This window comes from Sporosarcina sp. Y1009 (genome assembly GCF_057669865.1).
The window spans coordinates 166,107-187,488 of sequence record NZ_JBYHFO010000004.1 but is presented as its reverse complement, the minus strand read 5'-3'; the positions used below and the strand labels follow the sequence as shown (position 1 = coordinate 187,488).

General features: G+C 37.6%; 22 protein-coding genes. 21 read left to right on the top strand and 1 reads right to left on the bottom strand.

Annotated elements, in window-relative coordinates:
• Nucleotides 1-3: 3 nt before the first annotated feature.
• From prmA to recO, 17 genes are all read left to right on the top strand, one after another.
• Nucleotides 4-948 carry a 50S ribosomal protein L11 methyltransferase gene (gene prmA, locus AC25Y1_RS07000; RefSeq protein ID WP_488147243.1) on the top strand — a complete coding sequence of 315 codons (945 nt, stop codon included), beginning with the start codon at nucleotides 4-6 and terminating at the stop codon, nucleotides 946-948.
• A 5-nt stretch (nucleotides 949-953) separates the two neighbouring features.
• Nucleotides 954-1,694: a 16S rRNA (uracil(1498)-N(3))-methyltransferase gene (locus tag AC25Y1_RS06995; RefSeq protein WP_488147242.1), complete on the top strand. Its 741-nt coding sequence runs from the start codon at nucleotides 954-956 to the stop codon at nucleotides 1,692-1,694.
• Between the two features lie 15 nt (nucleotides 1,695-1,709).
• Nucleotides 1,710-3,050, top strand: a complete 1,341-nt coding sequence (gene mtaB, locus AC25Y1_RS06990; RefSeq protein ID WP_488147241.1) for a tRNA (N(6)-L-threonylcarbamoyladenosine(37)-C(2))-methylthiotransferase MtaB — start codon at nucleotides 1,710-1,712, stop codon at nucleotides 3,048-3,050.
• A gap of 91 nt (nucleotides 3,051-3,141) precedes the next feature.
• The gene (gene deoC / locus AC25Y1_RS06985; RefSeq protein ID WP_488147240.1) at nucleotides 3,142-3,813 is read left to right on the top strand and encodes a deoxyribose-phosphate aldolase; all 672 of its coding nucleotides are present in this window, start codon (nucleotides 3,142-3,144) and stop codon (nucleotides 3,811-3,813) included.
• A 163-nt stretch (nucleotides 3,814-3,976) separates the two neighbouring features.
• The gene (gene rpsU, locus AC25Y1_RS06980) at nucleotides 3,977-4,147 is read left to right on the top strand and encodes a 30S ribosomal protein S21 (protein ID WP_488147239.1); all 171 of its coding nucleotides are present in this window, start codon (nucleotides 3,977-3,979) and stop codon (nucleotides 4,145-4,147) included.
• A 201-nt stretch (nucleotides 4,148-4,348) separates the two neighbouring features.
• On the top strand, nucleotides 4,349-5,680 hold the full coding sequence (locus AC25Y1_RS06975; RefSeq protein ID WP_488147238.1) for an NfeD family protein: 1,332 nt from the start codon (nucleotides 4,349-4,351) through the stop codon (nucleotides 5,678-5,680).
• On the top strand, nucleotides 5,680-6,684 hold the full coding sequence (gene floA, locus AC25Y1_RS06970) for a flotillin-like protein FloA (protein ID WP_488147237.1): 1,005 nt from the start codon (nucleotides 5,680-5,682) through the stop codon (nucleotides 6,682-6,684). The genes AC25Y1_RS06975 and floA overlap by 1 nt, the downstream gene beginning before the upstream one ends.
• 64 nt (nucleotides 6,685-6,748) lie before the next feature.
• A complete protein-coding gene (locus AC25Y1_RS06965) occupies nucleotides 6,749-7,213 on the top strand; it encodes a hypothetical protein (RefSeq protein WP_488147236.1) in 465 nt (154 codons plus the stop codon).
• Between the two features lie 49 nt (nucleotides 7,214-7,262).
• Nucleotides 7,263-7,520, top strand: a complete 258-nt coding sequence (locus AC25Y1_RS06960) for a hypothetical protein (RefSeq protein WP_488147235.1) — start codon at nucleotides 7,263-7,265, stop codon at nucleotides 7,518-7,520.
• Nucleotides 7,510-8,604 carry a sporulation protein YqfD gene (locus AC25Y1_RS06955; protein WP_488147234.1) on the top strand — a complete coding sequence of 365 codons (1,095 nt, stop codon included), beginning with the start codon at nucleotides 7,510-7,512 and terminating at the stop codon, nucleotides 8,602-8,604. The genes AC25Y1_RS06960 and AC25Y1_RS06955 overlap by 11 nt, the downstream gene beginning before the upstream one ends.
• On the top strand, nucleotides 8,597-9,556 hold the full coding sequence (locus AC25Y1_RS06950; protein ID WP_488147233.1) for a PhoH family protein: 960 nt from the start codon (nucleotides 8,597-8,599) through the stop codon (nucleotides 9,554-9,556). The genes AC25Y1_RS06955 and AC25Y1_RS06950 overlap by 8 nt, the downstream gene beginning before the upstream one ends.
• Nucleotides 9,557-9,635: 79 nt before the next feature.
• The gene (locus AC25Y1_RS06945; RefSeq protein ID WP_488147232.1) at nucleotides 9,636-11,762 is read left to right on the top strand and encodes an HD family phosphohydrolase; all 2,127 of its coding nucleotides are present in this window, start codon (nucleotides 9,636-9,638) and stop codon (nucleotides 11,760-11,762) included.
• A 45-nt stretch (nucleotides 11,763-11,807) separates the two neighbouring features.
• A complete protein-coding gene (ybeY, locus tag AC25Y1_RS06940; RefSeq protein ID WP_488147231.1) occupies nucleotides 11,808-12,278 on the top strand; it encodes an rRNA maturation RNase YbeY in 471 nt (156 codons plus the stop codon).
• A 6-nt stretch (nucleotides 12,279-12,284) separates the two neighbouring features.
• Nucleotides 12,285-12,635, top strand: coding sequence for a diacylglycerol kinase family protein (locus tag AC25Y1_RS06935; protein WP_488147230.1), 351 nt, complete (start codon nucleotides 12,285-12,287; stop codon nucleotides 12,633-12,635).
• An 18-nt stretch (nucleotides 12,636-12,653) separates the two neighbouring features.
• Nucleotides 12,654-13,064: a cytidine deaminase gene (locus tag AC25Y1_RS06930; RefSeq protein ID WP_488147229.1), complete on the top strand. Its 411-nt coding sequence runs from the start codon at nucleotides 12,654-12,656 to the stop codon at nucleotides 13,062-13,064.
• Nucleotides 13,048-13,962, top strand: coding sequence for a GTPase Era (gene era, locus AC25Y1_RS06925; RefSeq protein WP_488147228.1), 915 nt, complete (start codon nucleotides 13,048-13,050; stop codon nucleotides 13,960-13,962). Before AC25Y1_RS06930 ends, era begins: the two co-directional genes overlap by 17 nt.
• Nucleotides 13,963-13,987: 25 nt before the next feature.
• A complete protein-coding gene (gene recO / locus AC25Y1_RS06920; protein ID WP_488147227.1) occupies nucleotides 13,988-14,767 on the top strand; it encodes a DNA repair protein RecO in 780 nt (259 codons plus the stop codon).
• Between the two features lie 30 nt (nucleotides 14,768-14,797).
• On the opposite strand, the gene AC25Y1_RS06915 is transcribed toward recO, so the two are convergent.
• Entirely contained in the window at nucleotides 14,798-16,168 is a 1,371-nt protein-coding gene (locus tag AC25Y1_RS06915; protein ID WP_488147226.1) for a glycine--tRNA ligase, read from the bottom strand.
• Between the two features lie 480 nt (nucleotides 16,169-16,648).
• On the opposite strand from AC25Y1_RS06915, the gene ccpN reads away from it, so the two are divergent.
• The 4 genes from ccpN (at nucleotide 16,649) to rpoD (ending at nucleotide 21,277) form a co-directional block, all read left to right on the top strand.
• On the top strand, nucleotides 16,649-17,278 hold the full coding sequence (ccpN, locus tag AC25Y1_RS06910; protein WP_488147225.1) for a transcriptional regulator CcpN: 630 nt from the start codon (nucleotides 16,649-16,651) through the stop codon (nucleotides 17,276-17,278).
• A 10-nt stretch (nucleotides 17,279-17,288) separates the two neighbouring features.
• The gene (locus AC25Y1_RS06905; protein WP_488147224.1) at nucleotides 17,289-18,104 is read left to right on the top strand and encodes a pyruvate, water dikinase regulatory protein; all 816 of its coding nucleotides are present in this window, start codon (nucleotides 17,289-17,291) and stop codon (nucleotides 18,102-18,104) included.
• A 182-nt stretch (nucleotides 18,105-18,286) separates the two neighbouring features.
• A complete protein-coding gene (gene dnaG / locus AC25Y1_RS06900; RefSeq protein ID WP_488147223.1) occupies nucleotides 18,287-20,101 on the top strand; it encodes a DNA primase in 1,815 nt (604 codons plus the stop codon).
• 42 nt (nucleotides 20,102-20,143) lie between these two features.
• A complete protein-coding gene (rpoD, locus tag AC25Y1_RS06895) occupies nucleotides 20,144-21,277 on the top strand; it encodes an RNA polymerase sigma factor RpoD (protein WP_488147222.1) in 1,134 nt (377 codons plus the stop codon).
• Nucleotides 21,278-21,382: the final 105 nt, after the last annotated feature.

Genomic DNA, 21,382 nt, shown 5'->3' with positions numbered 1-21,382 from the left:
AATTTGAAATGGTCAGAAATTGCAATACACACGTCACATGAAGCGACGGAATCTGTAGCAAATATCCTACACGAAGCTGGGGCAAGTGGTGTTATTATTGAAGATTCGGTAGAACCAGATCGAATTCGAGAAGATTTATACGGGGAAATCTATGATCTTGATAAAAATGATTTCCCTGAAGATGGTGTAATCGTAAAAGCTTACTTACCTGTTAATAGTTTTTTAATCGAAACGATGAGCGAAATAGAGCAGTCAATAGCCGAACTGCCAAGCTTCGGACTAAATGTTGGTCGAAATGAAATTAAAACATCTGAAGTTGATGACGAGGATTGGGCAACTGCTTGGAAAAAGTATTACCATCCCGTTAAAATTTCTGGCCGTTTTACAATTGTTCCAACTTGGGAAGAATATAGTCCTGTAGACTCTGATGAATTAATCATCGAATTGGATCCGGGAATGGCTTTTGGGACGGGAACGCATCCTACTACAGTTTTATGTATTCAAGCTTTAGAAAAATATGTTCAGCACGGCGATGTCATTGTCGATGTTGGAACGGGTTCTGGCGTACTTTCAATTGCCGCTGCACTTCTTGGTGCCAAAAAAATTACAGCACTCGATTTAGATCCTGTTGCAGTAACAGCAGCTAAAGAAAATGTAGAATTGAATAAGGTAGCGTCAATAGTAGAAGTAACCCACGGAAATCTATTAGAAACAGTTGATATGAAGCCGAATCTTATTGTTTCAAATATATTAGCTGATGTAATCATGTCGTTTTCACAAGATGCAGCCTCAATGTTACCAAAGGATGGACTTTTCATCGTTTCTGGTATTATTGGAGAAAAACGAGATGAAGTGAAAAATGATTTACTTAGCAAAGGTTTTGAGATTGTAGAATCAGTTCTAATGGAAGACTGGGTCGCGATAATAGCCAAGAAAAAGGGTGTGTAATCAAATTGCAACGCTATTTTCTTGAGAAATCCTTTGCTGATAATGGGACAACCGAGATCACCGGTGAAGATCGTAAGCATATTGTTCAAGTCATGCGAATGGGGGCTAACGATCAACTTATTGCTGTTTCGAATGGAAAAGCCTATTATGCAGAAATTATCAAAATTACACCCGAAAATGTTGTCATTCAAAAGCATGGCGTAGAACTTCCTGAGAATGAACTTCCCTTATCGATTACTATAGCTTGTGGATTGGCTAAAGGTGATAAACATGAATTGATCGTTCAAAAAGCAACAGAATTAGGGATGGCTGCAATGATTCCTTTAAAAGCTGAACGATCAATTGTAAAATGGGACGAAAAAAAAGGCGTTAAGAAAATTGAACGCTTACAAAAAATAGCTCAACAAGCAGCGGAACAATGCCATAGAACGGTTATTCCTGAAATTGAAAACCCTCAAACATTACGTCAACTTATAGCAGTTGCAGACCAGTATGATGTTTGTTTATTTGCGGATGAAGAGGATGCAAAAAGTAACGAACCTCATCGAATTCAAAACCGCATTCAAAAGTTGTCTATGCACCAAAAAGTGCTGATTGTATTTGGACCAGAAGGCGGCATTTCTAGAAGCGAAGCTACTGATTTGATCGCCGCAAATTTCCATCCAGTAGCACTTGGACCACGTATATTACGTACTGAAACTGCTCCACTGTATTTTTTATCTGCGATATCTTATGAATTTGAATGAAAGAGGTGAATTACCTTGTCGACTGTTTCTTTTCATACTTTAGGATGTAAGGTAAATCATTACGAAACGGAAGCAATCTGGCAACTTTTTCAAGAAGCCGGTTATAATCGCGGGGATTTCAATAAAAACTCGGATGTTTATGTAATTAATACTTGTACTGTTACAAATACCGGAGATAAAAAAAGCCGACAAGTCATTCGTCGAGCAATACGGAGTAACCCAGATGCTGTGGTTTGTGTGACAGGATGTTATGCACAAACCTCACCTGCAGAAATAATGGCCATACCAGGTGTCGATATTGTCGTTGGAACACAGGATCGTTCAAAGTTATTGGGTCTAATTGATGAGTATAGAAGTGAGCGTCAACCGATTAATGCAGTAAGTAATATAATGAAAAACCGTGTATATGAAGAATTAGATGTACCTACATTTACTGACCGGACACGAGCGTCACTAAAAATTCAAGAAGGTTGTAACAACTTTTGTACATTTTGTATTATTCCTTGGGCACGAGGTTTAATGCGTTCTCGTGCTCCTGAAGAGGTTATTAGACAAGCCCAACAATTAGTTGATGCTGGATATCTGGAAATCGTGTTAACTGGTATTCATACCGGTGGCTATGGTGAAGACTTAAAAGAGTATAATTTAGCAGCTCTTTTACGAGACCTTGAATCTAAAGTAAAAGGCCTGAAACGGCTGCGTATAAGTTCAATTGAAGCAAGTCAATTAACCGATGAAGTGATTGAGGTCTTAAATAATTCATCCATAATTGTGCGTCATCTACATATTCCAATTCAATCCGGATCAAATACTGTATTAAAGCGGATGCGTAGAAAATATACAATGGAATTTTTCGCTGAACGCCTTGATCGACTTCGCGAAGCATTACCGAACCTTGCGATTACATCAGACGTCATTGTAGGGTTTCCAGGAGAAACAGAAGATGAATTTATGGAGACGTATAATTTTATTCGCGATCAACATTTTTCTGAACTTCACGTTTTTCCATACTCAATGCGCACAGGAACACCCGCTGCACGAATGACTGATCAGATTGATGACGAAGTTAAAAATGAACGAGTCCATCGACTCATTGAATTGAATAATCAACTGGCTAAACAATATGCTTCTTCTTTTGAAGATGAGGTTTTAGAAGTTATCCCTGAAGAAAAATACAAACTTGATCCGAAAAGTGGCCTTTATGAGGGTTATTCGGATAATTATTTGAAAGTTGTTTTTCCAGCAGATGAATCTATGATTGGTAAAATTGTTCGTGTAAAATTGAAAAAAGCTGGATACCCTTATAATGAGGGACAGTACGTTCGCGTTTTGGAAGAAGAAGAAGCTTTCAGTTAAGTGAATAGAAAAGGGGTTGTCTAATAAATCACTTTATTGGACAGCCCTTTTCACCTGTTAGAAAAAATAAGGAAATTGGAGGGATTTAAAAATGAACAAGGATTATGCGAAATTCATAGATCACACATTACTTAAAGCTGATGCTAAAAAAGAAGAAATCATAGAACTTTGTGAAGAAGCGAAATTGTATTCTTTTGCTTCGGTTTGTATTAACCCAACCTGGGTGAAAACAGCCTCATCTTCACTGAAAGATTCACCAGTCAAGGTGTGCACAGTAATTGGTTTTCCACTAGGTGCATCGACATCGGAAGTAAAGGCTTTAGAAACAAGTAATGCGATTGAAAACGGAGCAACTGAAATAGACATGGTTATCAATATTGGTGCATTGCGCTCCGGGGATGATGAAACAGTGAAGCGAGATATTTCATCAGTGGTCGAAGCTGCTAAAGGGAAAGCAATCGTAAAAGTTATTATTGAAACATCTTTGTTAACTGAAAAGGAAAAGCGTACAGCGTGTGAACTTGCAGTAGTTGCTGGTGCTGATTTTGTTAAAACATCTACTGGCTTTTCAACCGGTGGTGCTACTGAAGCAGATGTCAAATTAATGAGAGCTGTTGTTGGACCAGAAATGGGTGTCAAAGCATCAGGCGGTGTTCGTAGTTATGAAGATATGCAGCAGATGATACAAGCAGGTGCAACCAGAATAGGTGCAAGCTCCGGCGTTCAAATTATGAAGGGGTTAATATCAGAGACGGATTATTAAAGCTATTCGCGAACGAATTTGTCTATGAAAAAATAACTTTCAATATAGCGTTCAAACTTTTAAAAGATTAATATTGACCACACAAAAATAATAAGGTATAATATCTAGGTACATGGCACATGGCCGTGTTATCCAGGTGTGTTCGGAGGGAGGGACAAGAGATATGTCAAAAACTGTCGTTCGTAAAAACGAATCGCTTGAAGACGCTCTGAGACGTTTCAAACGTGACGTTTCCAAAAGTGGGAAAATACGTGATGCAAGAGCTAAAGAGTATTACGAGAAGCCGAGCGTGAAACGCAAATTAAAATCTGAGGCTGCAAGAAAACGCCGCTAAGACTTTATTTGTCTCTACTATTAAGTTTGTATTATGATCTTAAGATTAGAATGCTAAACCGGAAGATCCCAAAAGGATTTTCCGGTTATTTGTCTATATTTAGTCGGTGATTTATTATTTTTTAAGGAAAAAGTGAAACTTTTAGCCTTTTCGTACGTATTAAAGCTATAATTAAATATATGGAGAGAGGGGAGGTTTAAAATGAGTAAGTTAATAAGAAGGTTGCTCCTCTTCGTTGTATTTGTCACGGCTATCACACTGCCAACCATGGAGTCAAATGCCAATACGACAAAAGTGTATAAAGTACCAGTTGAAGAAGCGGTTGAAAAAGGATTACATGAGTTTTTAAAAAGATCTTTTTCTGAAGCTGAGGAAGCCGGTGCTAAGGCAATTATTCTTGATATCCATACACCAGGTGGTGCTGTCGATGCGGCAGGTCAAATTGCAAAGCTATTCGATTCCACGGATTTGGAAATAATTGCTTATATCAATGATGATGCATTGTCTGCTGGCGCATTTTTAGCTCTTCATGCAGATAAGATCTATATGTCACCAAATGGACGAATGGGAGCAGCAGCAGTGATTGATTCGTCTGGAAATGCTGCTGATGACAAAGCCAAAAGTGCTTGGCGTGCTGCGATGAAAAATGCCGCTGAGTCATCAGGTTATGATCCTAAATATGCATTGGCAATGGTAGAGGACTCTTATGATTTACCCGAGTACCGCGCTGGTGTTGGGGAATTACTAACACTCACTCCAAGTGAAGCAGTTGAAATCGGTTACAGCAAAAAAACAGTTTCTTCATTTAATGAATTGTTAAAAGAAACTGGTTACGAAGGTGCTGAAGTCGTTACAACTACAGAAACGATATCGGAAAGTATTGCAAGATTCATCACCCATCCGGTGGTGGTCCCGATATTGCTATCGTTAGCTGGGCTTGGACTTGTGGTGGAACTATATTCACCTGGATTTGGCGTGCCTGGAACAATGGGAATTGTTTCCTTGTTACTCTTTTTCTATGGTCATCTTGTAGCGGGTCTGGCGGGTTATGAGTCCATTATATTATTTGTTTTAGGTGTTGGTCTCATTGTCGCTGAAGTATTTTTAGCCGGTGGAATTGCGGGTATCCTTGGCGCTAGTTCAATCATTGGTGGTATTATATTAGCTGGTGGCAATCCAATGCGCATGGGGATATCAGTTTTAATTGCGCTTGTTATTGCTGCAATAGGGACGGTGATTATGATTAAGTTTTTCGGAAAGAAATTACACCTACTGAATAAAATGGTCCTTATGGATTCAACCGATACGGAAAGCGGTTATGTTTCGAATGTCAATCGGACTGAATTGGTTAACCGTGTTGCAAAAACATCAACACCATTAAGACCAGCAGGAACAATTGAATTAGACGGTGAAAGAATTGACGTTGTTTCAGAAGGAAGTTACATTGACAGAGGTAAAAATGTTACTATAGTAAAGGTTGAGGGTTCTCGTGTTGTTGTTCGAGAATCAGAAGAGAAAGGGGAAATTAAATAATGGATTTAGCTATTAATGCAGGGTCAATTGGAATTATCGCTATTGTATTTTTTGCAATCGTTATCTTAGCGATATTTTTCACACTAGTACCAGTAACACTATGGATTTCAGCAATGGCTGCTGGGGTTCGCGTAAGTATTTTCACACTCATAGGAATGCGACTACGTCGGGTTATTCCGAATCGTATTGTTATCCCATTGATTAAGGCACACAAAGCAGGACTAGATGTTGGTATCAGTCAGCTTGAAAGTCACTACCTTGCAGGGGGGAACGTTGACCGAGTTGTGAACGCTCTTATTGCAGCACACCGTGCGAACATCGATCTACCTTTTGAACGTGCCGCTGCTATTGACTTAGCAGGACGTGACGTTCTTGATGCAGTTCAAATGTCCGTTAACCCAAAAGTTATCGAAACACCATTTATTGCTGGGGTTGCGATTAACGGAATTGAAGTAAAAGCAAAAGCGCGTATTACAGTACGAGCAAATATCGACCGTTTAGTTGGTGGAGCGGGCGAAGATACAGTTATCGCACGTGTTGGTGAAGGTATCATTTCAACAATTGGTGCTTCACAAAGTCATGCGGATGTACTTGAACATCCAGATATGATCTCACAAACGGTTTTAGCAAAAGGTCTTGACTCAGGAACTGCATTCGAAATTCTTTCAATTGATATCGCAGACGTTGATGTCGGTGAGAATATTGGTGCAAACCTTCAAACTGAACAAGCTGAAGCGGATAAGAAAATTGCACAAGCTAAAGCAGAAGAACGCCGTGCAATGGCTGTCGCACAGGAACAAGAAATGAAAGCTAGAGTTGAAGAAATGCGTGCGAAAGTTGTTAGTGCTGAAGCTGAAGTACCAATGGCGATGGCAGACGCGCTTCGTTCTGGAAATATTGGTGTAATGGACTACATGAACTATAAAAACGTCCAATCAGACACAAGCATGCGTGACTCAATTAGTAAGTACGGTACTGAAAACCCGGATACTGAAAATAAATAAGACACACTTGCAAATGCAAGTGTTCACTTGATAAGTAGTAATTCCCGGAAAGGGGATGTTATCAATGGAAAGTTTTCTTCCATTAATTATCATGCTAATCATCGGAGCGATTATGAGCAATAAACGTGGCGCAAAATCATCTGGTGAAAGTGAATCAAAGCCTTTCACTGCTGGCCAACAGCAACCTGGTAGTCCGATGAAGAAATTTAAAGAAGTCTCCTCTGAGATGTATAAAGAGATTCAACGTGAATTTCAACAGGATACAGATAGACATCAACCAGAACAAAGGCAACAACAAACAATTAGACAACCAATAAACATTGAACCAAAAGTGGTTGTCGCAGAGAAACCTAAAAGAGAACATCGTGAAGTTACAGCAAGACGATCTAGGCACTCGAGGTTTGAGATTAAAGATGAAATTGCTAAAAACGATATAAGTCTTGAGGGTTTACTACCAAAAAGTCATAATGATTTAGTCAAAGGCGTTATTTTCTCTGAAATATTTGATGCGCCAAAATCTAAACGCTAATCATTGATCCCCTGTACATTTCATAAGATATGTACAGGGGGTTTATTATTTGAAAAAATTATTTAATACAGATTCTGTCATTTCGATTCAAGAGTTTTCCACTGTACACATTACTGGACCTTGTGCACTTGTAACGTTAGGTCCTAATGTTGTTAAAGTGAAAAGCGGAAATTATTTGGTTGAAGCAACAGGAGATGAGCTGTTAATAGACTTGCTTTCGGAAGAAATTATGATCATCTCATTCGATGAAATACATGACATTAAAATCTCTAAATTGAATAGTGAGGATACTCATTATGATCTCTAAACGCTATTCAGTTCGTATTTCAAAAAATAAGAACACATCAAAGTTTCTTACTGAAATTAAATCCTTGGGTGCAAAAATTACATTACTAACGATTATTGCTGGGGCTGCTGATTTTCATACTGACAGTAAGGGCGTTCAACTCATTAGAAAGTATCGAAGACGTTATGGTTTAAAAGTGAAAATTACATCTACCGAACCAGACGTAGGATTAGCAACATTGTTTCGTTCTTATCGTTTTTTAATTGTCCTTGTAATTCCATTAGTACTTTCGTTTTTTCTATGGTCTGTTAATGTTGAATCAGATATTCCTGAAGTCGCTGATAGAATTGAAGTAAAATTAAATAAAGCCTCGATTGTTCGATTTCGACCACTTTTATTAATCCCGAATGAAGATATTATCCGCAGATATTTAATGCAAGATGATCCAACATTGTCTTGGGTAAGATTCAAACGAGATGGCGTTTCCTTAACTGTTATTCCTATGCTTTCTCCTGCATCAGATATTGATAATCCAAGCGACGAACCAGCTTCAAATCTTGTTGCTCGAACTGGGGGTATGATTACGCGATTTGCATTAATAAGTGGTGAGCGAAAAGCACATACTTATATGACCGTTAAAAAAGGAGATATTTTAGCGTCTGGTATACTTGAACAAGGTGATAAAGAAATTCTAGTTGGTGCTGAAGGCGCGGTATTTGCAGATTTTTGGGTTGAGTATAAATTTAGTTTACCGAAAATTTTTCACTACAAGATTCAAGGCGAAGAGAAGGTTGAATTTGTTTTTCAGAATCCATTCAAGAACAAAAAAACAGCCGATTTCTGGAGAGTATTTAGTGCTAAAAGAACGATAAATGAAATTAACACTACTTTTGAACTCGTAGAAGGAATGGAAGAAACCGTCATATTAGAATTAATAAAAACGCAATTATTGGCTGAATATGGACATGAAGCGGTCATTAAAGATAATAAAGTTTTGCACGTGTCATTCGATAATGATAAAGTTAATGGGACCATATTATTTTTGATAAATGATAATATTGCTATGAAAAGACCGATACCCAAGGAGACTGAAGCAAATGAATGAACGATTAATTCAACTGCATGTTGAAGATCCTAATGAAGCGTTAATGCTTCTGGGGAATTCAGACCAAAACATGAAATTGATCGAGGAAGAACTAGGTCTTTCGATTATGACGAGAGGCGATTCCATCACTATAAATGGTGATACTGAAAAACAGGAAATGGGTCGTGTTCTTATTGAACAGTTGATAGGTGTAATTCGTAAAGGAATTAATATTAATCAGCGCGACGTTGCAACTGCTATTGAAATGGTGAAAGGCGGGACAATCGAATACTTTTCTGAACTATATGATGAAGAAATTTCGAGAGATGTTAACGGAAAAGCGATTCGAGCAAAGACGATCGGCCAACGGGAATACATTCAAGCAATTCGTTCAAGTGATTTAGTCTTTTGTATAGGACCCGCAGGAACGGGTAAAACGTTCCTAGCTGTTGTTTTAGCTGTCCATGCGATGAAATCAGGCTCTGCAAAACGTATTATCTTAACTAGACCTGCTGTTGAAGCCGGGGAAAGTTTGGGGTTTCTTCCGGGTGACCTAAAGGAAAAGGTTGACCCTTATCTAAGGCCGTTATATGATGCCTTACATGCTGTTCTTGGGGCCGAGCAGACAGACCGTCTTATGGAGCGTGGCGTAATTGAAATCGCACCCCTTGCGTATATGAGAGGTAGAACTCTCGATGATGCGTTTGTCATCTTAGACGAAGCTCAAAACACCACAAAAGCGCAGATGAAAATGTTTTTGACTCGTTTAGGATTTGGTTCTAAAATGATTATTACAGGTGATAAAACACAAATTGATTTACCGCGCGGACAAGATTCGGGCTTAATTGCTGCAGAAACGATTCTAAAAAAAGTAACCGATATCCACTTTCAATATTTGGAGCAAGGTGATGTCGTTCGACACCCGCTAGTTGCTAAAATTATCGACGCATATGAACAAGATCAATCATCGTAATTGACTGTTTTATTTTCAAATACCGTATAAAAAAAGGGTGCATAAGTACCTGTAGAGTGAATTCGGGGGATGAGATATAATGCTACAGCCGATACGTAACTTTATTCATGCATTAAAATTTAAATACTTTTCGCTTTTTATCATTTTCCTATTTTCACTCTCGCTCTTTTTTTTAATGCATGGAATTGTCCAAAAAGAAACATATGAATTAAAACAATTTCAAATTGCAACTGAAGCTGTTCGATCAATTAAAACTGTAGAAGATACGACTAAAACAGAATTGGAAAAAGAACGGGCAGCAAACGAGGTAACACCTGTCTATCAGTTTTCAGAAGACGTTGGAAAAAACCACCAAGCAATTGCTGAATCTATTTTTAATTTTTTTATTGAAGTGAAAAATGAAATTGTCATTGATGAAGTTGAACCCAAGGCCCCTTTAGTGATTCCAGAAAAATCGATTGCAGATATGCGTGAGAAATTATCATTCATTGAAGAGGAACAGCCTGATTTGAAATTGGATGAAGAATCGATTAGCAGTCTTCTAAGTCAAGATATCTTAGTGTTGGAAAATGTGAGAGACTTTATCGTTGAATCAATTGGGATTGAATTAGCGGATAAAGTGCGTTCAGAAGACTTGGCGATGAAAAGATATGACATTGAAAATAAAATGCGGTTATCCAATGTTGTGCCAACAAATATACAACAACCAGTCATTACAATAGCACGTTCTTTAATCACTGAAAATGAAACGATTAATACCGAGTTGACAGAAGCCAGAATTGAAGAAGCGAAGGCTTCAGTAGAACCGACTCGTATTTTACAAGGCCAAGTTATTGTACGTGAAGGGCAAGTCATTGATAATGAAGTTTATCGTCAATTAGGAATTGCTGGACTTTTAAAAAATCAGTCGCCTGTAAAGCCAATCGCAGGGATTGTGTTGTTCACATTATTTATAAGTGCAGTTATTTATATTCACTTCGGTACATGGAAAGAAAACGCAATGATTAAAAAGAAATCCTTAGTTATTGTTCTGGTCATATTTTTGCTTCAAGTTGCAATCATGAAGCTAATTTCATTAATTGAACCAGAGTTTGAAGTATCAATCGCATTTTTATTTCCTACAGCGCTTGCCGCTTTGTTAGTTAAGTTACTAACAAATGAACGACTTGCAATTATGGTGACGATTGTAACGGCGGCTACAGCTGGTATTATTTTGCAAGATGGCTATGCTGCAATTATCCAGATGGAAGTTGCATTGTACATAGTATTTGGTGGTCTTACGAGTTTATATTTATTAGGAAATGTGAATCGGAGATCTACAATTTTGGGTACTAGTCTAGCTGTTTCAGGTACCAATATTGTATTCTTAGCAATCTATCTACTTATGACGCAAAGCACTTACAATCTATCAGAGCTAGTTTTTTATGCGTTAGCTGCAATCACATCGGGACTTCTGTCAGGTGCATTAACAATCGGATTATTACCTTTCTTTGAAACTGGATTTGGTATATTATCTGATATCCGTTTAATTGAACTGTCAAATCCAAATCATCCATTATTAAAACGCGTTCTTACGGAAACACCGGGAACTTATCATCACAGTGTAATGGTTGCGAATTTAGCAGATGCTGCATGTGAATCAATTGGCGCAAACGGATTACTCGCACGTGTTGGCTGTTACTATCATGATATCGGTAAAACAGTAAGACCTGAGTACTTTATCGAAAATCAACATACCGAAAAAAATCCGCATGATTTACTACCACCAGAAAAAAGTCGCGATATTATCATTTCACATGCTATAGATGGCGCAAGACTACTAGAAAAAAACAAGATGCCTGCTGAAATTGTTGCAATAGCAAAACAACATCATGGTACAAGCTTGTTAAAGTTTTTTGTATTTAAAGCCCGTGAATTAGGCGATGATGTAAATGAAGAGGAGTATCGCTACCCTGGACCCAAGCCGCAAACTAAAGAAATTGCAATCATTTCAATTGCTGACAGTGTTGAAGCGGCCGTTCGGTCGATGAAAGAACCTACATCTGAGAAGATTTCTAGCTTAGTACGGTCCATCGTTACCGATAAGCTGAACGACGGACAATTTGATGAATGTGATATATCAATGAAAGAATTGAAAAAAGTTGAACAAGCAATATGCGAAACTTTAAATGGGATGTTCCATAATCGAATAGAATACCCGAAATAAGAACATCGCTTAGCGAAAAAAATAAGGATAGGAGGTGGGTTTTAAATGCTTGAAGTATATATGACTGATGAAACAGATACAATTAACAGTGACATTCAACAATTAGTATCTTCAATTTTAACTCATGCTGCAAAAGAAGAGGATCTTCTAGGAAATGTCGAAGTATCGGTGACATTTATGACTGATGATGACATTCAAAAAGTAAATGCTGAATATCGTGGGAAAAATGAACCCACTGATGTTATTTCTTTTGCATTAGAGGAAATAACAGTAGGTGAAGTCGCAATTATCCCAGAACAAGGAATTCCAATCGCTCTCGGTGACATTATTATTTCAGTAGATACAGCAAAACGACAAGCGATTGAATATGGTCATAATATTAACCGCGAAATGGGATTTTTAGCCCTTCATGGTTTTCTACATTTACTCGGCTATGATCATTTGACAAAAGAAGATGAGAAAAATATGTTTGGGCGACAGAAAGAAATCCTCCATTCTTATGGTTTGGAGAGATAATAGGCTATGGGAAGATTGATCAATTCATTTCGATATGCAATCGAAGGAGTATGGCATGCTTTAAAAATGGAAAAAAATTTTAAACTTCATATTCTGTCTACAATAATCGTAATTTCATCAGGCTTTCTCACAGGCCTATCGAAGACTGAATGGTATATAATCCTTATATTAATCGGGGGCGTCCTCTCATTAGAATTGATAAATTCTGCAATTGAAAGAGCAGTTAATCTAGTGACAAAGGAGTGGCTTCCTCTTGCGAAACAAGTAAAAGATCTAGCTGCTGGAGCAGTGTTAGTCTTTGCAGTTATAAGCGCGATTATTGGGCTAATGATTTTTATGCCTAAATGGTTAGCGTAAAAGAAGGAGTGATTTGTATTGGTTCGTGAAAAACTCATTGCTGAATCGAAATCAGCTAGAGAGAAGGCATATGTACCCTATTCAAAATTCCCTGTTGGTGCAGCATTGCTTGGAGATAATGATGTAATCTATCAGGGCTGTAATATTGAAAACTCAGCATTTAGCATGACGAATTGTGCTGAAAGAACGGCTTTTTTTAAAGCAATTTCCAATGGTATTCAATCATTCAAAGCATTAGCAGTTACTGGGGATACCGATGGTCCTATTTCGCCATGTGGCGCATGCAGACAGGTCATTGCGGAGTTTTGTGACTCAGAAATGCCTGTATATCTAACAAATTTAAAAGGTGATGTATTGGAAACGACTGTCGGAGCATTACTTCCAGGTGCATTTTCAAAGGAGGATCTTGTATATGCAAGAAAAGGATAATAAATTCAAATCAGGATTTATCGCTATAGTCGGTAGACCAAACGTGGGAAAATCAACATTTCTTAATCACGTAGTCGGGCAAAAGATTGCCATAATGAGTGACAAACCACAAACAACTCGGAATAAAGTGCAAGGTGTAGTGACAACTGATGATTCTCAACTTATTTACATTGATACTCCGGGGATACATAAACCAAAACATAAACTCGGTGATTTCATGCTCAAAGTGGCTCGCAATACTTTAAGAGAAGTCGATATCATTATGTTCATGGTGAATGCAGAAGAAAAAATTGGTCCTGGAGATCGATTTATTATCGAGATGTTGCAAAATACTGAAACACCAGTATTCCTTATCATTAATAAAATTGACAAAGTTCATCCTGACAATTTATTGGAAACGATTGTTTCCTATAAATCAGAATATGATTTCGCAGAGATTGTACCTATTTCCGCATTAAATGGTAATAATACAGATCGTTTACTTGAAACTTTAAAAGGTTACTTACCTGAAGGTCCCAAGTATTATCCGGACGATCAAGTTACAGATCACCCTGAACGATTTATCATATCTGAATTCATTCGAGAAAAAGTGCTTCAATTAACTCGAGAAGAAATTCCGCATTCAATTGCAGTTGTCATCGAAAAGATAGAGCGGGAGAAAGATCGTGATATGATCAATATCATGGCAACTATTGTTGTAGAAAGAGATTCTCAAAAGGGAATCGTCATTGGAAAAAGAGGCGCGCTTCTTAAAGAAATTGGGACGAAAGCAAGATATGATATAGAAATGTTGCTCGGCTCCAAAGTGTTTCTTGAACTATGGGTAAAAGTTCAAAAGGATTGGCGTAATCGACCTAGTCGTTTGAAAGAGTTTGGTTTTGATAACGATGAATACTAAGATTTACTAAAAAGGGGTGGGGCGCTTGCTGAATAAATGGGAAGCTATCGTTTTAAGATCGATTCCTTACGGTGAGTCCGACAAAATTGTTACTTTGCTCTCAAAGGAAGCTGGCAAAGTAACAGCTATGGCCCGTGGTGCAAAAAAACCGAGAAGCAAACTTGCTGCTGTCACACAGCCGTTCACGCACGGATCTTATCTAATACGAAAAGGTCGCGGAATGGGAACACTCTCTCAAGGAGAACAAATTGAATCAATGCGTCATATTCTTGAGGATTTAGAGACAACTGCATATGCCAGTTATGTTGTTGAAATGATTGATAGGATGACTGAGGATAATGAACGTATACTTGGCGTCTATGAGTTATTGTACGATGCCTTGCAAGCGATGAATGAAGGATACGACCCTGAGGCTATTTCATTGTTTGTCGAATGGAAGATGCTACCTGTTGGCGGTATTCATCCAACTCTTCATGAATGTGTGAATTGTCGTGCAACAGAAGGCGAGTTCGGATTTTCTTTTCAACAAATCGGTTTTCTATGTCACCGATGTTTTTCTATGGATTCTCATTTAATCCGCATCACACCTAACCAGTTAAAACTGATCCGTACATTTTATACAGTACCAATTAGCCGTGTAGGAAACTTAACATTAAAAAAAGAAACGAAAAAGTTTATGAAGAAAATTGTACAAACGGTTTACGATGAACAACTTGGAATTTGGTTTAAAACAAGGTCCTTTATCGATCAACTTGAATCGACTCCTGAATTATTATCCAAAAAAGAACCCCGTGAGAAAAGTTGAAACTTCTTCTCACGGGGTTTTTCACATCAATTAGAATTCTAAATGCTTAGCAATATAATCTTTTACTTCGGAAATTGGCATGCGTACTTGTTCCATTGAATCACGATGTCTTACTGTAACTTTATGATCTTCTTCAGAATCAAAGTCATATGTAATACAGAAAGGTGTACCGATTTCATCTTGTCTTCGGTATCTTTTACCAATTGATTGTGATTCATCATATTGAACTGCGAAGTGCTTACGTAACTCAGCGTAAACTTTCTCAGCACTATCGGATAGTTTTTTCGATAAAGGCAAGACACAAGCTTTGATAGGTGCGATTGCTGGATGGAATTTCATCACTGTTCGCATATCGTCACCTTCAAGTTTTTCCTCATGATACGCATCAGTTAAGTATGCTAATGTTACACGGTCCGCACCAAGTGAAGGCTCGATGCAATATGGAACAAACTTCTCATTCGTAATTGGATCTTGAAAATGGAAGTCTTCGCCTGAAAACTCCATATGGCGTTTTAAATCAAAGTCAGTCCGGTTCGCAATCCCCCAAAGCTCTCCCCATCCAAACGGGAATTTGTATTCAATATCAACAGTTCCTTTGGAGTAGTGTGAAAGTTCATCTTCATTATGCTCGCGTAATCGCATATTGGATTCTGTCAATCCGAGGCTGAGCAACCAGTCTTTGGAGAAGTCGCGCCAATATTCGTACCACATATTATCCTCGCCAGGTTTACAGAAGAATTCTAACTCCATTTGTTCGAATTCACGCGTACGGAAAGTGAAATTCCCAGGTGTTATTTCATTTCGGAAACTTTTCCCGATTTGACCGATTCCAAATGGCATTCTTTTTCTCATTGAACGTTGCACATTTTTAAAGTTTACAAAAATGCCTTGAGCAGTTTCTGGGCGTAAGTAGATTTCATTTGCAGATGAATCAGTAACACCTTGAGATGTTTTAAACATTAGGTTAAACTGTCGGATTTCTGTGTAATCCATAGCTTCACAAGTTGGACATACAACATTATGTTCTTCGATTAATTCGTTCATTTTTTCAAATGACAAACCATCAACGACAATTTCCATACCTTTAGCATCCAATGCATCCTCAATTAGTTTATCTACACGATGTCGAGTTTTACATTTTTTACAGTCAATCATTGGGTCGTTGAAATTACCAGTATGACCTGAGGCTTCCCAAACCTTTGGATTCATTAGTATCGCAGCATCAAGGCCAACGTTATATGGTGATTCTTGAATAAATTTTTGCCACCATGCTTTTTTAATGTTATTTTTTAGTTCAATACCTAGCGGACCATAATCCCAGGTATTTGCAAGACCTCCATAAATCTCTGAACCAGGAAAGATAAATCCTCTAGTTTTCGCTAAATTTACTATTTTCTCCATAATGACAACAATCCTTTCAAAATAAAATAAGCACTCGTCTCCGGACATAAAGTCCGGGGACGAGTGCATAATGACCCGCGGTTCCACCCCGATTGGCTGATTTGAAGATCCATCAGCCCTCTTGGAAAATACATAGCTCAAGGTTGCCTTTTCATGTCAACGTTGGCTTGCACTATCCCAACTCGCTTTGATATAGACATTACTTATTAACCTGTCAACGCTTATTTAATTCTCATTTAGTGTATCATGGTTCCAATTTCTTCGCAATAGTTGGCCTCATCATATATAATAAGCGAGTAGATTACATTACATAATAATGGTTATTTAGATTGATCACGTATTAAAGTATCGTGAAAATCCAAATGTGAAGTTAAAATCGTCCAATTGGTTTAACTAAATGATACGGTTAGAATGAAGATTATATTTCCTCCCAAAACTTGAAGTTTCACTTTTTGAATTATACGCGTAAGGCGGTGACCTATGGAACTTAATAAACGACAGAATGATATTCTTGCAATTGTTAAAGAAAATGGTCCGATTACAGGCGAACAGATTGCTGTACGATTAAATTTAGTTAGAGCAACCATACGGCCGGACTTAGCTATCTTGACAATGGCAGGTTATTTAGATGCAAGGCCTCGAGTTGGGTATTTTTTCTCAGGTAAAAAACCGGTAAAATCCTTAACAGATAGTATTAATGCTATGAAAGTTGGAGATTTTCAATCTATCCCTGTTGTTGTGACCGAAGAATTGTCTGCATATGATGCGATTTGTCAAATGTTTCTAGAGGATGTTGGGACATTGTTTGTAGTAGATAAGAATTCATGTCTAATTGGGGTCCTTTCTAGAAAAGACTTACTAAGATCATGTATTGGAAACAATGAAATAGAAAAAGTACCTGTTCATATAATAATGACCAGAATGCCAAATATCACTTATTGCCAAAAATCCGACACACTTTTACATGCAGCTAGAAAAATGATCGATAAGCAGATTGATTCTCTTCCAGTTATCAATGAAACTGATGCAGGTCTAGAAATAGTTGGTCGAATTACAAAAACAAATATGACTGCAGCATTCTTATCACTTGCAGACGATCATGAACTATAAGGAGGACTATATGAAAAAACTTACAATGTTTATCGTTTCTGATTCGGTCGGGGAAACCGCTGAACTAGTTGCTAAAGCTGCAGCAAGTCAGTTTGGAAGAGGTCTTGACTCAGTTAGATTAAAACGATTTTCACATATTGAAGATGAAACACAGTTAGCGGAAATTGTATTTTTAGCTAAAGAACAAGATGCAGTTGTCGTCTATACGTTAGTAAAAAGTTCAATGCGTAAAAGAATTAAAGCTGAATGTGAAAAGAAAGAAATTACATGCATAGATTTACTTGGTCCTATAGTCGAACAACTTAGCATTCAACTGAATGAGGAACCAATGGAAGAGCCTGGGTTGGTTAGAAAACTAGATGATGATTACTTTAAAAAAATTGAGGCAATTGAATTTGCCGTTAAATATGATGATGGTAGAGATCCAAGAGGCATTTTAAAAGCAGACATTGTATTGATCGGCATTTCAAGAACTTCAAAAACACCATTATCTCAATACTTGGCACATCAACGTTACCGAGTAGCTAATGTGCCGCTCGTTCCAGAAGTCGATCCACCAGAAGAATTATTTATGATTGATCCAAAAAAGTGTTTCGCCTTAATTATCTCGCCCGAAAAATTAAACCAGATTAGAAAAGAACGACTTATCGCACTTGGTTTACGTGATGATGCGAATTATGCACAATTAGATAGAATTCAAGCAGAAATAGAGCATTTTAAAGAAGTAACCGATAAGATAGGATGTACAGTTATTGATGTAACAAGTCGAGCCGTTGAAGAAACTGCCAATGTAATCATTGACGAATATTCATATCGAAGTAAATAATGAAGAAGAACCTACCATAATAGGATAGGTTCTTCTTTTATGGGCGATGTAAACGGTTTGTATATTATTGAAAATAGTGTAGAATAATAATTTCCGAGTATTTATAAGGAAATTGTCGAAAAAAGAAGGATTTTTAAAGAGAGTCTAGAACATAAGTATACAGAGTAGAAGATGGTGAGATTATGACAAGACTATCTGAAGAACTAATTGAAGAAGTTCGTTCGAAGACTGACATAGTAGATTTGATCGGGGAACATGTGCAACTTACAAAAAGAGGGAAGAACTGGTTTGGACTTTGCCCTTTTCACGGAGAAAGTACACCTTCATTCTCAGTTACTGAAGATAAACAACTTTTTCATTGCTTTGGATGTGGTGCCAGCGGTAATGCCATTACATTTGTAATGGATATTGAAAACCGACCATTTACTGATGCTGTGATAAAACTGGCAGAACGTTCGGGTTTAGAAATAGATCCAAGCGTAAGTCAAGCAATTAATGAATCGAAGCCGCGTAATGAGTTTAAACATATGGTAGAAGCACATTCTCTTGCGGCAAATTTTTATAGTCATCTACTCTTAAATACAATAGAAGGAGAAAAAGCACTAGAATATCTTGAAAATAGAGGGTTTACAAGACTCGATATCGAAAAACATGGAATCGGATGGTCACTTGATGAATTTGAAGCACTCTCATCACTCTTGCATCGTAAAGGTTTTAATATGATGGAAATGGAAAAGGCCGGATTATGCATCATGAAAGATGATGGAACAGGTTTTTTTGATAGGTTTCGTGGACGTATTATGTTTCCGCTACATGACGATAATGGAAACGTGATTGCATTTTCAGGTAGAACCTTAAATGAAGACAAAGAAATAGCAAAATATCTTAACAGTCCAGAAAGTCCTATTTTCGAAAAAAATAAAATGTTGTACAATTTGCACAATGCACGTCTTAATGTTCGGAAAACGGGTAAAGTAATACTGTTTGAAGGTTTTATGGATACAATTTCAGCAGATCGTGAAGATATTAAAAACAGTGTAGCACTTATGGGGACAGCCTTATCCGATGCGCATCTTATTAAAATGAAACGTATCGCTAAAGAAGTCATTATATGTTGCGATGGCGATAATGCTGGCTGGGAAGCGGCTAAACGATTTTCTAGTATGATTTCACGAAATGGGTTTGATGTGCAAATTGCCATTCTTCCATCAAATATGGATCCAGATGATTATATTATGGAATATGGTGGACAAGCATTTCGAGATAAAATTATCGGCAATCCACATTCCTATATGTCCTTTATCATGGCATATGCAAAGCGCTCAAAGAACTTATCGTTTGAAAATGATGTATTGCAATTTATACATGAGGTTCTTGAAGAACTAGCTAAACGCAATTCTCCGGTTGAAAGAGATTTGTACATTCGACAACTCTCTACAGAAACAAATGTTTCAGTCGAAGCAATTTCTCAGCAATTTATGAAAATGGCAGGAAATCGGGCAAGACAAGCGAAATCAGAACCTGTCGCTCTTCCTGATAACAACAATAGAACTGAACAAATGATACCAAAGCGAGTCCATTCAGAAACACAACGAGCAGAGCGATTATTATTATTTCATCTGCTGAATGATGGTTCTTTGTTTGACCGCATTCAAAAAGAAAATAGAGATATTTTTATTGGCGAAGATTATTCAGCAGTATTCGTACGTCTTGCCGGATTTTATGAAGAACATGGCATGCCTGATTTTCATAGGTTTGCGGAATCGCTAGAAGACCGCAGTTTGAGGGAAATCGTTCTTGAAGCGGCGATGACTGAGTGGAATTCCGAGCATTCAGAAGCGGAAATTGTAGATTGCATAAGGCATTTGGAAAAATATCGTATTGGATTAGAAATTCAAAAAAAATTACATGAATCCAAAGAAGCTGAGAAAAACAATGATCATACCCGGGCGCTGGAGCTGGCCAGGGATATTATACAGCTCCGGAAAACATTATAGGCTATGTAGCCGTATCCGGTGTTAGGAGGAGGAACGGGTAAGATGAGTAAAAAAGAATTATCTGCAGGTATGAAAGAAGAACTAACAATTAAAGAAGTTAAAGAGCAATTATTGGAAGCAGGAAAGAAAACAGGTGAAATTACACTTGATGAGGTTACAGAAAAACTTTCACAATATGAAATAGAACCGGACCAATTTGAAGAGTTTCTTGATTTATTGGAAGCGCAAGGGATTGAAATGGATCGTAATTCAGAAGATGAGCAAGAAGAGGCAAGTAAAACTACGCCTAAAGAAGTGATAGATGATTCTAAACTCGATTTAAACGATTTAAGCGTACCTCCAGGTGTAAAGATTAATGATCCTGTTCGTATGTATTTAAAAGAAATTGGTCGTGTAAATTTACTAACAGGCGATGAAGAAGTCGCACTTGCTAAACGGATCATCGAAGGTGATGAAGAAGCAAGTAAAGAACTTGCAGAAGCAAACTTGCGATTAGTTGTCAGTATCGCTAAACGATATGTTGGCCGGGGTATGTTGTTCTTGGATCTTATCCAAGAAGGGAATATGGGCTTAATTAAAGCAGTAGAAAAGTTCGACCACACAAAAGGATTTAAGTTCAGTACGTATGCAACTTGGTGGATCCGTCAAGCAATTACTCGTGCAATTGCTGACCAGGCACGTACAATTCGTATTCCTGTACACATGGTTGAAACCATTAACAAACTAATCCGTGTTCAAAGACAATTATTACAAGACTTGGGCCGCGAACCTTCCCCTGAAGAAATTGGAGAAGAAATGGAACTAACAGCAGAAAGAGTTCGTGAAATCTTAAAGATATCTCAAGAACCGGTATCACTTGAAACGCCTATTGGGGAAGAAGATGATTCTCATTTGGGTGATTTCATCGAAGACTCTGAAGCTCAATCACCTTCAGATCATGCAGCTTATGAGCTATTAAAAGAACAATTAGAAGATGTTCTCGATACATTAACAGATAGAGAAGAAAATGTTTTACGCTTACGCTTTGGTTTAGATGACGGCAGAACGCGCACGTTGGAAGAAGTTGGCCGCGTATTCGGTGTAACTAGAGAAAGAATTCGTCAGATAGAAGCAAAAGCACTTCGTAAACTGAGACATCCATCAAGAAGTAAACGCCTAAAAGATTTTCTAGAATAAAAACCATTTAAAAAGCATTGGCTACCTTAGCCAATGCTTTTTAAATTAAGTAAAACTACAAATAGTTGGGATTCTCTTAGATTATTCGGTATAATTATAGATGTA